The sequence below is a fragment of the Streptomyces hainanensis genome, assembly GCF_004348415.1.
Classification (GTDB): Bacteria; Actinomycetota; Actinomycetes; order Streptomycetales; family Streptomycetaceae; genus Streptomyces; species Streptomyces hainanensis.
Genome location: NZ_SMKI01000191.1, coordinates 1 through 13,456 on the forward strand (window position 1 = coordinate 1; position 13,456 = coordinate 13,456).

Sequence of the window (13,456 nt, forward strand, 5' to 3'; positions counted from 1 at the left end):
GTCCCGGTCGGGGGGTGTCTCCCGCCCGGTCGAGGCGTCGCCGTCGGGTCCCGTCCCGGTGGCGCCCGGGTTCCGCGGGTTGCCGGGGCCGGGGCTGGTGGGCAGGCCGCCGTCGCCGTCCGGCACCTCGTGGACGCCGCTGCGGTAGTAGTCGAGCCAGGACCTGACCGTCGCCACGTAGTCCCACGAGTGGTTGTAGCTCAGCAGCGCCTGGTCCAGGTTGTCCGGGTCGGCCAGGCTGCGCCCGGAGGCGCACAGGTAGTTGCCGGCGGCGAGCGCGGCGTCGTAGACGTTGTTGGGGTTGGAGACGCCGTCCCCGTTGCCGTCGGCGCCCCAGCGGGCCCAGGTGGAGGGGATGAACTGCATCGGCCCGACCGCGCGGTCGTAGCGGGAGTCGCTGTCCCAGCGGCCGCGGTCGGTGTCCATGATCTGGGCGAAGCCGTTGCCGTCGAGCACCGGGCCGAGGATGGGGGTCGTGGTGGTGCCGTCGGCGGTCACGTCGCCGCCCCTGGCGTGGCCCGACTCGACCTTGCCGATCGCGGCCAGCACCTCCCATTCCAGGTCGCAGCCCGGGGTGGTGCCGGCGACCGTCTCCGCGGCCCGCCGGTAGGCGTCCAGGACGGTGGCCGGGATACCGGCCTCGCCCTCGCCCACACCGGTGCCCACCGCGGCGCCGCCGCCTCCGCCGCTCTCCGCCGTGTCCAGCGGCGGCAGGTCGGTGTGGTAGGAGCGCTCCTCCTCCGCGCCGCCGTCCGCGATGTCCGCGGGCTCCTGGACGGCCGGACGATCCACCGGGTCGGAAGGCCCGGCGGTGTCACTGCCCAGCACGTCCGGCGCCTGGGAGGCCGTGAGCGCCGCCATGGCCGCCGCGGCCACGGCCGACCCCGAAATTCCCTTGCGGATCCTGCTGATACGCAACCCCACGCGTCTTCCCCTCCATCGGCGACTCGGTGCGGTGACCGGGACGACAGTACGACAGGTGCCGGTTCCCAAGCCAGGACCTACCGGTGTCCCTGGAGGGGCAGTTGGGGAAACGCCACGGCGGACTGCGCGAGCGCGCGCCGGGGTTCAGTGCGCCGCGGACTCCCAGGTGTCGCCCCAGCCGACCGACACGTCGAGCGGGGCGCGGAGTCGCACCGCGCCCACCATCTCGCGCCGCACCAACTCCTCGAGCCGCTCGCGTTCGCCCGGGGCGACCTCGAGCACGATCTCGTCGTGGACCTGGAGCAACATCCGGGAGGCGAGCTTCTCGGCGCGCAGCGCCTCGTCCACCCGGAGCATGGCGATCTTGACGATGTCGGCCGCGGTGCCCTGGATCGGCGCGTTGAGCGCCATCCGCTCGGCCATCTCGCGGCGCTGCCGGTTGGAGCTGGTGAGATCGGGCAGGTAGCGGCGGCGGCCCAGCAGCGTCTGCGTGTAGCCGATGATCCTGGCCTCGTCGACCACGTGCTGGAGGTAGTCCCGCACGCCGCCGAAGCGTTCGAAGTAGGTGTCCATCAACTTCCGCGCCTCGTCGGGGGTGATGGACAGCTGCTGGGAGAGCCCGAAGGCGGAGAGGCCGTAGGCCAGGCCGTAGCTCATGGCCTTGATGCGGCGCCGCATCTCGGGGTCGACCTGGTCGCGCTCGACGCCGAACACCTGGGAGGCCACCGTGTCGTGCAGGTCCTCGCCGGAGGCGAACGCGTCGAGCAGGCCGGCGTCCTCCGAGAGGTGTGCCATCACCCGCAGCTCGATCTGGCTGTAGTCGGCGGTCATCAGGGCCTCGAAGCCCTCGCCCACCACGAAGCCGCGCCTGATGGCCCGGCCCTCGTCGGTGCGGACCGGGATGTTCTGCAGGTTGGGGTCCGTGGAGGACAGCCGGCCGGTCGCCGCCACCGTCTGCTGGAAGGTGGTGTGGATCCGGCCGTCGGGGGCGACGGTCTTGATCAGCCCCTCCACCGTGGTGCGCAGCCGCGCCTGCTCCCGGTGGCGCAGCATGATCACCGGCAGCTCGTGCTCGGTCTGGGTGGCCAGCCAGGCGAGGGCGTCCGCGTCGGTCGTGTAACCCGTCTTGGTCTTCTTGGTCTTGGGCAGCCCGAGCTCGCCGAAGAGGACCTCCTGGAGCTGCTTGGGCGAGCCCAGGTTGAACTCGTGGCCGACGGAGGCGTGCGCCTCGGTGACCGCGTGCTGGACGGCGACCGCGAACTGCTGCTCGAGGCGCTCCAGCCAGCCGCGGTCCGCCGCGATGCCGGCGCGCTCCAGCCGGGCCAGCAGCTCGGAGGTGGGCAATTCGAGATCGGTCAGCAGTTCGGCGGCGCCCACGTCCGGGAGGCGACCCGCGAACGCCTCGCCGAGATCCAGGATGGTGCGGGCGTGCCGCATCAGCGACTCCGCCTCGGCCTCGTCGTCGGCGCCGAAGGCCAACTGGCCGCCCGACTCCGCGGGCTGCTCCAGCTCGCGGGCCAGGAACTCCACGCTCAACGCGTCGAGCGCGAAGGAGCGGCGGCCCGGCTGCACCAGATAGGCGGCGAGCGCCGTGTCCATGGTGATGCCGGCCAGCTCCCAGCCGTGCTCGGCGAACACCCGGCGCACGCCCTTCGCGTTGTGCACGACCTTGGGCCGCTCGGGGTCGGCGAGCCAGCCGGCGAAGGCCCGCTCGTCCGCCTCGTCGGCCTGGGCCGGGTCGAACCAGGCCGCGGGGCCCTCCGCCGTGGCCAGCGCGACCGCGTGCACGCTGCCGGCGCCCAGCTTCCAGTCGTCCAGGGTGGCCAGGCCCAGCGGTGCCGCGCCGTGTTCGGTGAGCCACGGGGCGAGGCCGCCGGCGGGCAGCAGGACGCCGTCCACCGTGAGCTCGCCGAGCGCGGGCGCGGGCTCGTCGGCGCGCGCCGGGTCGACGGCGAAGAGCCGATCGCGCAGGCTCGGGTTGCGGAACTCCAGCGTGTCGAGCAGGACCGTGAGCGCGGACTCGTCGTAGGGCTGACGGGCCAGGTCCGCCGGCACACACCCCAGCTCCACGTCCCTGGCGAGCTCCGTCAGCACCCGGTTGAGCCTGACCGAATCCAGGTGCTCGCGCAGATTCTGGCCTGCCTTGCCCTTGACCTCCTCGGCGCGCTCCACCAACGCGTCGAGCGAACCGAACTGGTTGATCCACTTGGCGGCCGTCTTCTCGCCGACGCCGGGGATGCCAGGCAGGTTGTCCGACGGGTCGCCGCGCAGCGCCGCGAAGTCCGGGTAGAGGGCCGGCGGCAGGCCGTACTTCTCCTGGACCTTCTCCGGCGTGAAGCGCGTCAGCTCGGAGACGCCCTTGGTCGGGTACAGGACGGTGATCCGATCGCTGACCAGCTGGAACGCGTCCCGGTCGCCGGTGACGATCGACACCTGGAAGCCCTCGTCCGCGGCCTGCGTGGCGAGCGTGGCGATCACGTCGTCCGCCTCGAAGCCCGACACGGCGAACCGCCGCACGCGCATCGTGTCGAGCAGCTCGCCGATCAGCTCCACCTGGCCCTTGAACTCGTCCGGCGTGGCGGACCTGGTGGCCTTGTACTCCGCGTAGCGATCCGAGCGCCAGGTGACGCGGGAGACGTCGAAGGCGACCGCGAGATGCGTGGGCGCCTCGTCACGAAGCGTGTTCACCAGCATCGAGGTGAAGCCGTAGATCGCGTTGGTCGGTTGGCCCACCACGGTGGTGAAGTTCTCCGCGGGCAGCGCGAAGAAGGCCCGATACGCCAGGGAGTGCCCGTCAAGCAGCAGCAGCCGCGGGGCGCTCGGCGCCTCCGCCCCACTCTTCTCCTTCTCACCCTTCTCGGACATCCCAGCCTTCCCCGAGCTCTCGTTCTCAGCCACGTCGCCGATCCTCCCATGGACCACTGACACTCCAGGTTCGCCGTGGCACGATCGGTGGCAAGATCCAGGAGCGCCACCGAGATCACCCGGTCCCCACGGGCAACGCCCACCGGAGGGCCCACGGGAAGAGGAGCACGCGCCATGCCAGCCAAGCCGCCCGCCGGCGACCCCGTCCAGGACGCACCCACGGTGGGCGAACCCAAGCACTCCGCGGTGGGCCTGCCGGCGATCGGGCAGGCCCTCAGGACGGCGCAGCGGCAGATGGGCGTGCGCCGCACCGCGCTCACCCTGCTCCGGGTCAACCAGCACGGCGGCTTCGACTGCCCGGGGTGCGCCTGGCCGGAGCCCGACAAGCCGCACGCCGCCGAGTTCTGCGAGAACGGCGCCAAGGCCGTGGCCGAGGAGGCCACCGTCCGCCGGGTGACGCCCGAGTTCTTCGCGGCCCATCCGGTCGCCGAGCTCGCCGAGCGCTCCGGATACTGGCTCGGGCAGCAGGGCCGGCTCACCCACCCCATGTATCTCGCCGAGGGCGCCGACGGCTACCGGCCGATCTCCTGGGACCAGGCCTTCGACCTCGTCGCCGAAGAGCTGCGCGCCCTCGGCACGCCCGACGAGGCCGTGTTCTACACCTCGGGCCGCACCAGCAACGAGGCCGCTTTCCTCTACCAGCTGTTCGCCCGCGAGTTCGGCACCAACAACCTGCCGGACTGCTCCAACATGTGCCACGAGTCGTCCGGCTTCGCGCTCACCGAGACCCTCGGCGTCGGCAAGGGCAGCGTGTCGCTCGAGGACCTGCACCGGGCGGACCTGATCATCGTCGCCGGGCAGAACCCGGGCACCAACCACCCGCGGATGCTGTCGGCACTGGAGAAGGCCAAGGCCGGCGGCGCCCGGATCGTCACGGTCAACCCGCTCCCGGAGGCCGGGTTGGAGCGGTTCCGCAACCCGCAGACGCCGCGCGGCCTCGCCGGCCCCGGCACCGCCCTCACCGACCTCTTCCTCCAGATCAGGCTCGGCGGCGACCAGGCACTGTTCCGGATGCTCAACAAGCTGATCCTCGCGCGCCACGCCGACGGCGACGCGGCCGCGATCGACACCGCGTTCATCGACGAACACACCCACGGGTTCGAGGCGTTCGCCAAGGAGGCCGACGAGGCCGACTGGGCCGAGACGCTGCGCGCCACCGGCCTCGACCGGGCCGACATCGAGCGCGCCCTGGAGCTGGTGCTGGACTCCCGCTCCATCGTGGTCTGCTGGGCCATGGGGCTCACCCAGCACAAGCACTCGGTGCCCACCATCAGGGAGGTCGTCAACTTCCTGCTGCTCCGCGGCAACGTCGGCCGCCCCGGCGCCGGGGTCTGCCCGGTGCGCGGCCACTCCAACGTCCAGGGCGACCGCACCATGGGCATCGTGGAGCGCCCGACGCCCACGTTCCTGGCCGCCATCGAGCGCGAGTTCGGCTTCACGCCGCCCGCCGCGCACGGCCTCGACGTGGTCGACTCGATCCGCGCCCTGCGGGACGGCCGGGTCAGGGTCTTCTTCGCCATGGGCGGCAACTTCGTGGCCGCCTCGCCCGACACCCAGGTCACCGAGGACGCCATGCGCCGGGCCCGGCTGACCGTGCACGTCTCCACGAAGCTCAACCGCTCGCACTGCGTCACCGGCGCCCGGGCCCTGATCCTGCCCACCCTCGGCCGCACCGAGCGCGACACCCAGGCCGCCGGCGACCAGTTCGTCACCGTCGAGGACTCCATGGGCATCGTGCACACCTCACGCGGTCGGCTCCGCCCCGCCGGCGACGCGCTGTTGTCCGAGCCGGCGATCGTCTGCCGGCTGGCCCGCCGCGTCCTCGGCGAGCGGAGCGCCACCCCCTGGGAGGAGTTCGAGGCCGACTACCGGCTGATCCGGGACCGCGTCTCCCGGGTGATCCCCGGATTCGAGGACTTCGAGGCCCGGGTCGCGCGACCGGGCGGCTTCGCCCTCCCCCACGGCCCCCGCGACGAACGCCGCTTCCCCACGGCCACCGGCAGGGCCAACTTCACGACGGCGCCCGTCGAGCACCCCGTCGCCCCCGAGGGGCGGCTGCTGCTCCAGACCCTCCGCTCGCACGACCAGTACAACACCACGATCTACGGCCTGGACGACCGCTACCGCGGCATCGCCAAGGGGCGCCGGGTGGTGCTCGTCCACCCGGAGGACGCCACCGCCCTCGGCCTCGCCGACGGCGACTACGCCGACCTCACCAGCGAGTGGACCGACGGCACCGAGCGCACGGCCCCCGGCTTCCGCGTCGTCCACTACCCCACCGCCCGCGGCTGCGCCGCCGCCTACTACCCCGAGACGAACGTGCTGGTGCCGCTCGACTCCACCGCCGACGTCAGCAACACCCCCACCAGCAAGTCCCTCGTCGTGCGGCTCACCCCGGCCGCCCGCCGCACCGGGACCACCTGATAGAACGCTCCCATGGGCGAGCACGAGCAGCACACCACCGCGTTCCCATCCCACATCGTCGAGCAGTGGGCCGGCCTCGGCATCGATCTGCCGGCGCTCTTCTCCGCCGGCGCGCTCGGGCAACGGATGGGGGTCCGCATCGTGTCCGCCGCTCCCGAGCGCGTCGTCGGCACGCTGCCGGTCGAGGGCAACACCCAGCCCTACGGACTGCTGCACGGCGGGGCGTCCGCCGTGCTCGCCGAGACCCTGGGCTCGGTGGGCGCCATGCTGCACGCGGGCCCCAACAAGATCGCCGTCGGCGTGGACCTCAACTGCACGCACCACCGCGCCGTGCGGACGGGTCTGGTCACCGGGGTGGCGACGCCGGCGCACACCGGCCGCACCTCGGCCACGTTCGAGATCGTGCTCACCGACGAGCAGGACAAGCGCGTCTGTACCGCGCGCCTCACCTGCGCGCTGCGCCCCGCCGCCCAGCAGGGCCAGGCGGCGGAGCCGACGACACCGGTGTGAGCCCCGGCGGGCCCGGTTACTCGATGGTCTCGCCCAGATAGGCCGCGCGCACCCGGGGATCGGACAGCAGCGCGGACGCCTCGTCCGACATCACCACCGCGCCGGTCTCCAACACGTAGCCGCGGTTGGCCAGTTGCAGCGCCTGCGAGGCGTTCTGCTCGACCAGCAGCAGCGTGGTGCCCTGCTCGTTGATCTCCCGCAGGATCTCGAAGATCTGCTGGACGATCAGCGGCGCCAGGCCCATCGACGGTTCGTCGAGCAGCAGCAGCTCGGGCTTGCCCATCAGGGCCCGGCCGATCGCCAGCATCTGCTGCTCGCCGCCGGAGAGGGTGCCGCTGACCTGCTTGCGCCGGTCGGCGAGCCGCGGGAAGAGAGTGAACACCCGGTCCAGGTCCGCCGGATCGGGGCGCTTGAGCCGGTACGCGCCCATCCGCAGGTTCTCCAGCACCGTCATCCGCGCGAACACCCGCCGGCCCTCCGGCACATGGCCGATGCCGAACTGGACGAGCTCGTGCGACTTGATGCCGTCCACCCGCTCGCCGCGCAGCAACACCTGGCCGTCACGCGGTTGGATCATGCCCGACGCCGTCTTCAGCGTCGTGGACTTGCCCGCGCCGTTGGCGCCGAGCAGCGCCACGACCTCGCCCTCGCCCACCGTCAGGCTGACGCCCTTGAGCGCCTCGATGGCGCCGTAGTAGACGTGCAGGTCCCGCAGTTCGAGCAGTGGCGTGCCCTCGGGCCCGGCGTCTGCCGCGCCCTCCGGTTTCCGCTCCACCTCGGTGCTCACGCCGTCCCCTCCTCGCCGTCCGCGGCCCGCTCCCGGTCCGCCTCGCCGGCCCGCGCGGCGGGGATCCCCGCCGCCTGGGCCGCGTGTTCGGCCTGCTCGGCCACCAACTCGGCCACCGCCGCCTCCTGCTCGGCGTCGGCCGGAGCCCCGAGATAGGCCTCGATCACCGCCGGATCCTGCTGCACCTCGGCGGGCGTGCCCTCGGCGATCTTCTTGCCGAAGTTGAGCACCACCACCCGGTCGGCGACGGACATCACCAGGCGCATGTCGTGCTCGATCAGCAGCACGCTGACGCCCAGGTCGACGTTGATCCGCCGGATCAACACCTCCAGGTCCCGCTTCTCGGTCGGGTTGGTGCCGGCCGCCGGCTCGTCGAGCAGCAGCACCTCGGGGTCGGTGGCCAGCGCCCTGGCGATCTCCAGCCGGCGCTGCTCGCCGTAGCTCAGGGCCGACGCCAGCTCGTTGATCCGCTCGTCGAGGCCCACGAAGGACAGCACCTCGTGCGCCTTGCGGTCGCTGTTCCGCTCGTCGCGACGCGCGTTGGGCAGCCCCAGCATGATGGAGACCGCGTCCGTCCGCTGCCGCGTCTCGACGGCGATCTTGACGTTCTCCAGCACGGTCAGCGCGCCGAACAGCCGGATGTTCTGGAAGGTGCGGGCCACCCCCAGCCGGCTGACCCGGTGGGGCTTCTGCCCGCGCAGCTCGTGCGTACCGCCCGCCCGCGGACGGAACGTGATCGTCCCCTCCTGCGGGACGTACGCGCCCGTCAGCGAGTTGAACAGCGAGGTCTTGCCCGCGCCGTTCGGGCCGATCACGGCCAGGATCTCGCCGCGCCCCATGCGCAGCGCGACCGCGTCCAGGCTCGTCAGGCCGCCGAACCGCAGCGTCACGCCGGTGGCGTCGAGCACGTCGCCGTCCGCGCCGGCCGCCGCGGCCTTCGCCGCCTCCTGCATCTCCGTGGTCATGACTGCGCACCTCCGGGCTGGGCCCCCAGGGCGTCGGCCCCCGCGGTGCCCTCCTCGGCCATCTTCAACTCGTGCTGCCGGCGCCGCGAGGGCCACAGCCCCTGCGGCCGGTAGATCATCATCACGACCAGCAGCCCGCCCAGGTAGAGGAACCGGTCCTGAGCGTCGACCGTGTCCCGCAGGTACTCGGGGAGCCACACCAGGACCGCCGTGCCGAGCAGCACGCCGGGGATCGAGCCCATGCCGCCGAACACCACGTAGGCGAGCGCCAGCACCGACATCATCACCACGAACTGCTCGGGGTTGATGAAGCCCTGCTTGCTGGCGTAGATCACGCCCGCCACGCCGGAGGTCGACGCGCCGATGGCGAACGCCAGCAGCTTGAAGCGGACCGTGTCGACGCCGGTGGCGGCGGCCGCCACCTCGTCCTCGCGGATCGCCGTCCAGGCGCGGCCCACCCGGGAGTGTTCGAGCCGGATGAACAGCACCAGCACGATCACGATCGCGGCCAGTTGGACCCAGTAGTAGGGCTGCGGGTCCAACTCCCAGTCGTAGGACCAGAACCCGAGGTCCACGGAGAACTTGTCGAGCTGCTGCGCACCGCGCGTGCCGCCGGTGAACTCGTTGAGGTTCCTCGCCAGCAGGTAGACGATCTCGTGGAAGCCGAGCGTGACGATCGCCAGGTAGTCGCCGCGCAGCCGCAGGGTCGGCGCGCCGAGCAGCACGCCCGCGATGAGGCAGGTGAGCACGGCGATCGGGATCACCAGGAAGTTGTTCAGCTCGAACGGGGGCTCCACCGGGAGGCCGCCCGTCCAGAAGGCCGCGCTGTAGGCGCCGATCGCGAAGAACGCGATGAAGCCCAGGTCCAGCATGCCGGCCCAGCCGATGACGACGTTGAGGCCGATGGCGACCATCACGTACACGCCGATCTGGTCGACCAGCACCTGCTGCCAGAAGGTGGAGATCAGCAGCGGCAGGATGATCAGGAACACCAGCAGCGCCCCGAGGCCGCCCCAGCGGTACGCGCGTTGACCGCGCACCTGTCCCAGCAGTCGCTGGACCGGGCGGGCGATCTCGCCGCCCAGCCGGCGGCGCTGGGTGCCCACCTGCTCGCCGAAGAACTCCCGCACCGCCCAGATGCCGACCAGGACGGCCAGCCACACCAGGATGCCGGTGCTCTGGAAGTTCGCCTGGATCGCGTGGAACAGGTCGTTGCGCTCACCCTGCTCGCCGGTGACCTGTGCCATCACCACGGCCAGCACGACCATGCCGAACAGCCGCTGCCAGCGCGGCTGCTGGTACCAGCGCCGCCGCCGGAGCCGGGCCGCCGCGGAGAGCGGCTTGCGGACACTCACATCGGCACTCATGCCGTCCTCCCCACGCGCTCGCCGAGGATGCCGGTCGGGCGCAGCATCAGCACCAGCACCAGCACGGCGAAGGCGCCGACGTAGCGCCAGGAGTCGCCCCAGATCTCGACCGTGAACGACTCGACCACGCCCAGCGTCAGCCCGCCGAGCATGGCGCCGCGAACGTTGCCGATGCCGCCGAGCACGGCCGCCGCGAACGCCGTGATACCCGGCAGGAAGCCCATCTGGTAGTCCACCTGAAGGTTGGTGCCGAACAGGAAGCCGGCCACGCCGCCCATCAGACCGCCGAGCACGAAGGTCCGGGAGACCACCTTGTCGATGTCCACACCCATCAGCGAGGCGACCTCCGGGTCCTGGGCCACCGCCCTGATGCCGGAGCCCAGCTTGGTGCGGTTGACCACGAAGTCCACCGTGACCAGCATCGTCACGCCCGTGACGACGATGATCAGCTGCGTCACGCTCACCGGAGCGCCGAAGAACTCGAAGAGTCTCCGGTTCTCGTACATGGACGGCATCGGGATCGGATAGCGCCCGAACAGCTTGCCGGCCAGGTTGTAGAGAAAGAACGACGCACCGATCGCGGTGATCAGAAAGACCAGGCGTGGCGCATTCCGTCTGCGCAGTGGCCGGTAGGCCGCCTTTTCGAGTCCGAACGCGACCAGGCCGCCCAATGCCGCGCCCGCGCAGATACCGAGCAGCACATACAGGACGGACTGCAGGCCGGAGGGATCGGCGGCCGGCTCGAACAGGGTGAGCGCGATGACTCCCCCGAATCCGCCGGCCATGAAGACCTCGCTGTGCGCGAAGTTCAGCAGTTGGAGAACACCGTAGACGAGCGTGTAGCCAATGGCGATGACGGCGTACAGCGAGCCGAGCACCACACCCAGGACTAGCACGTCCCAGATATCGGAAAGGGACATGGACTGACTTCCTTGTGGGAACGAACGGCAGCGGGTGATTCGGGTCGGCGGGGCGGCACGGGTCGCGCCCGCCCCGCCGGCCCGGGCGGCCGCTAGCCGCCCACCAGCTCCTCGACGGCGCCGACGTAGCCGATCGCCTCGCCCTCGACCTGGTACAGGTAGATCGCCTGCTGGGTGAACTCACCGTTCTCGTCGAACGAGAAGGTCTTGGTGAGCCCCTCGTACTCCGCGCCGGCCAGCGCCTCGTACAGCGCCGTCCGGTCCACCGAGCCCTCGGCGTTGAGCGCCGCGATCTGCTCGATGATCATGTTCGCCGCGTCGTACGACTCGGCGGAGTACGTGCCGGGCGCGACGCCGAACTCGGCCTCGTAGCGCTCGGCGAACGACTGGGTGGCCTCCTCCTGGGTGGCGTCGGTGCACGGGCAGGTCAGGTAGAAGCCGTCCACCGCGCCGCCGGCCAGGTTGATCAGCTCGTCGTCGTTCGAGCCGTCGCCCGACATCACGATGCCCTCGTAGCCGGCCTCGTCGAGCCGGGTCGCGAAGGGCGCCAGGGCCTCGTAGTACCCCGCGTAGATCAGCGCGTCGGCGCCGGACTCGACCACCGAACGGGCGGCGTTGCCGTAGTCGACGGTGTCCGCCGGCACACTCTCGCGCGTCACGGAGAGGCCGGCGGAGCCGAGGTCCGCCTCCGCGACGTCCGCGAGGCCCTCGCCGTACGGGGTCACGTCGTCGATCACGACGACGCTCTCCACACCGTCCGTGCTGGCCAGGAAGTCGGACATGGCCGCACCCTGCGCGTTGTCGTTGGGCACGGCGCGCAGGAACGTCGGGAAGCCCTGCTCGGTCAGCGTCGGGTTGGTCGCCGAGGTGGACACGGCGGCCAGGCCGGCCTGCCCGTACAGCGGCGCCGAGACATTGGTCGGACCGGAGAACGCGGGACCGACGACCGCGACCACGTCGGAGTCGTCGATGGCGCTCTGCGCGGCCGTGGTGGCCTGCGTCTCGGAGCCCTGGTCGTCGGCGGCGAAGTACTCCAGCTCGAAGTCGTAGTCGCCGGACTCATTCGCCTCGTTGATCGCGAGCTGAACGCCGTTCTGCATATTCTCGCCGAGGCCCACGTTCTGCCCCGACAGCGGACCCTGATAAGCGATCTTGTAAGTCGTGCCGCCGTCGCCCCCGTCGTCACTGCCGCAGGCGGTGAGCACGAGCGCCCCAGCTACGACGGGTATCGCGAACCGCGCGATGGATTTGTTGAGCACTTCCAAAACCCCCTGGAGCGAGCCAGACGTGTCGTCACCGCACACTCCCATGCACATGGCACACCGGTGCGGCGTGCAGCGGAATCTATTGCCCTCTGTGCTGCGCGAACACACCACAGCGACAGATGTGATCGCCTCGTGACCTGTGGCACATGCCGGAAACAGAACACCTCTCACCGGTCACCGGACGATCCACCCAAGATCCGCTCATCCCGGACCCAGACCCTTCACCAACGCAAAGAGCGCGCCCGGGGTGGGAACCCCGGACGCGCTCTGACCCGAATTATGGTGAATTAACAGAGAGTTAACCCATGGCGGGAGGCTACTTCTGCTGCTGCTTCTGCCGCTTCTCCTCGGCGTCCTGGATGACCGCCTCGGCGACCTGGTGCATGGAGAGCCTGCGGTCCATCGAGGTCTTCTGGATCCACCGGAACGCGGCGGGCTCGGTCAGCCCGTACTGGGTCTGCAGCACGCTCTTCGCCCGGTCCACCAACTTCCGCGTCTCCAGCCGCTGCGCGAGGTCGGCGACCTCGTGGCTGAGGCTCCTGAGCTCGTTGAACCGGGAGACGGCGATCTCGATGGCCGGCACCACGTCGCTCTTGCTGAACGGCTTCACCAGGTAGGCCATGGCCCCCGCGTCCCGCGCCCGCTCCACGAGGTCGCGCTGCGAGAAGGCGGTCAGCATCAGCACCGGGGCGATGGAGTCGGCGGCGATCTTCTCGGCGGCCGAGATGCCGTCCATGACCGGCATCTTCACGTCCAGGATCACCAGGTCGGGCCCCAGCTCGCGCGCCAGCTCCACGGCCCGCTCCCCGTCCCCGGCCTCGCCGACGACGGTGTACCCCTCCTCCTCCAGCATCTCCTTCAGGTCGAGCCGGATCAGGGCCTCGTCCTCGGCGATGACGACGCGGGTGGTGTTCGGCGGGACATGAGCGGTGTCCGCCTCGGTGGTGGCCTGGGCCGGAGTGGTGGGCTCGTCGGGGACGTCGGGGGTGCTCACGATGCTCCTCGTTTCCTGCCTGATGGGGCACTCATGAGAGTACCTAGTCGCCACCCCGGCGGCCGAGCCGATACACTCGCCGGGCGCTTCCCCGCCGGGTTGGTGGAATGGCATACACGGAGGTCTCAAACACCTCTGCCCGAGAGGGCTTGCGGGTTCGAATCCCGCACCCGGCACCCCGTCACCGAAACGGTCACCCGTTCTGGGGCCCCTTCGATGAAACCGCGCCGATTCAAACATCCGACCGTGTCCCCGGTGTAACGCTGGGCGTACGCCGCCGGCCGGCGACCGGCGGCGCGCGGGTCAGCGCGGGGAGTCGTCCTCGCCGACATGGTGGACCCGGACCAGGTTGGTGGTGCCGGGGGTGGACGGCGG

The 13,456-nt window shown here is 71.1% G+C and carries 10 protein-coding genes and 1 tRNA gene; 3 read left to right on the plus strand and 8 right to left on the minus strand.

Going from position 1 to position 13,456, the window contains the following annotated elements; translation table 11 throughout:
- On the minus strand, positions 1–924 hold a 924-nt coding region (locus tag E1283_RS18620), incomplete at its 3' end, for a lytic transglycosylase domain-containing protein (protein WP_425086199.1).
- A 144-nt stretch (positions 925–1,068) separates the two neighbouring features.
- Positions 1,069–3,789 (minus strand): DNA polymerase I, encoded by a 2,721-nt coding sequence (polA, locus tag E1283_RS18625; protein WP_132819210.1) that lies wholly within the window; start codon positions 3,787–3,789, stop codon positions 1,069–1,071.
- 174 nt (positions 3,790–3,963) lie between these two features.
- On the opposite strand from polA, the gene E1283_RS18630 reads away from it, so the two are divergent.
- A complete protein-coding gene (locus tag E1283_RS18630; RefSeq protein ID WP_132819211.1) occupies positions 3,964–6,273 on the plus strand; it encodes an FdhF/YdeP family oxidoreductase in 2,310 nt (769 codons plus the stop codon).
- A 12-nt stretch (positions 6,274–6,285) separates the two neighbouring features.
- Entirely contained in the window at positions 6,286–6,783 is a 498-nt protein-coding gene (locus E1283_RS18635) for a PaaI family thioesterase (RefSeq protein WP_132819212.1), read from the plus strand.
- 16 nt (positions 6,784–6,799) lie between these two features.
- Here E1283_RS18635 and E1283_RS18640 read toward each other — a convergent pair whose 3' ends face one another.
- The 6 genes from E1283_RS18640 to E1283_RS18665 form a co-directional block, all read right to left on the minus strand.
- Positions 6,800–7,570, minus strand: coding sequence for an ABC transporter ATP-binding protein (locus E1283_RS18640; protein WP_481906697.1), 771 nt, complete (start codon positions 7,568–7,570; stop codon positions 6,800–6,802).
- On the minus strand, positions 7,567–8,535 hold the full coding sequence (locus E1283_RS18645; RefSeq protein ID WP_132819213.1) for an ABC transporter ATP-binding protein: 969 nt from the start codon (positions 8,533–8,535) through the stop codon (positions 7,567–7,569). Before E1283_RS18645 ends, E1283_RS18640 begins: the two co-directional genes overlap by 4 nt.
- Entirely contained in the window at positions 8,532–9,902 is a 1,371-nt protein-coding gene (locus tag E1283_RS18650) for a branched-chain amino acid ABC transporter permease (RefSeq protein WP_132819214.1), read from the minus strand. The genes E1283_RS18645 and E1283_RS18650 overlap by 4 nt, the downstream gene beginning before the upstream one ends.
- Positions 9,899–10,783 carry a branched-chain amino acid ABC transporter permease gene (locus tag E1283_RS18655; RefSeq protein WP_425086200.1) on the minus strand — a complete coding sequence of 295 codons (885 nt, stop codon included), beginning with the start codon at positions 10,781–10,783 and terminating at the stop codon, positions 9,899–9,901. Before E1283_RS18655 ends, E1283_RS18650 begins: the two co-directional genes overlap by 4 nt.
- Before the next feature lie 131 nt (positions 10,784–10,914).
- Positions 10,915–12,081 carry a branched-chain amino acid ABC transporter substrate-binding protein gene (locus tag E1283_RS18660; protein WP_243744938.1) on the minus strand — a complete coding sequence of 389 codons (1,167 nt, stop codon included), beginning with the start codon at positions 12,079–12,081 and terminating at the stop codon, positions 10,915–10,917.
- A gap of 322 nt (positions 12,082–12,403) precedes the next feature.
- A complete protein-coding gene (locus E1283_RS18665; protein WP_132819217.1) occupies positions 12,404–13,081 on the minus strand; it encodes an ANTAR domain-containing response regulator in 678 nt (225 codons plus the stop codon).
- Between the two features lie 93 nt (positions 13,082–13,174).
- Between E1283_RS18665 and E1283_RS18670 the strand changes: the two genes are divergently transcribed.
- Positions 13,175–13,257, plus strand: a tRNA-Leu gene (locus E1283_RS18670).
- Positions 13,258–13,456 lie beyond the last annotated feature (199 nt).

What these genes read in the sequence shown, in the direction of transcription:
- E1283_RS18635 (WP_132819212.1), top strand. Translation starts at nt 6,286, where the DNA reads ATGGGCGAGCACGAGCAGCACACCACCGCGTTCCCATCCCACATCGTC.
- E1283_RS18645 (WP_132819213.1), bottom strand. Translation starts at nt 8,535, where the DNA reads ATGACCACGGAGATGCAGGAGGCGGCGAAGGCCGCGGCGGCCGGCGCG.
- polA (WP_132819210.1), bottom strand. Translation starts at nt 3,789, where the DNA reads ATGTCCGAGAAGGGTGAGAAGGAGAAGAGTGGGGCGGAGGCGCCGAGC.
- E1283_RS18650 (WP_132819214.1), bottom strand. Translation starts at nt 9,902, where the DNA reads ATGAGTGCCGATGTGAGTGTCCGCAAGCCGCTCTCCGCGGCGGCCCGG.
- E1283_RS18630 (WP_132819211.1), top strand. Translation starts at nt 3,964, where the DNA reads ATGCCAGCCAAGCCGCCCGCCGGCGACCCCGTCCAGGACGCACCCACG.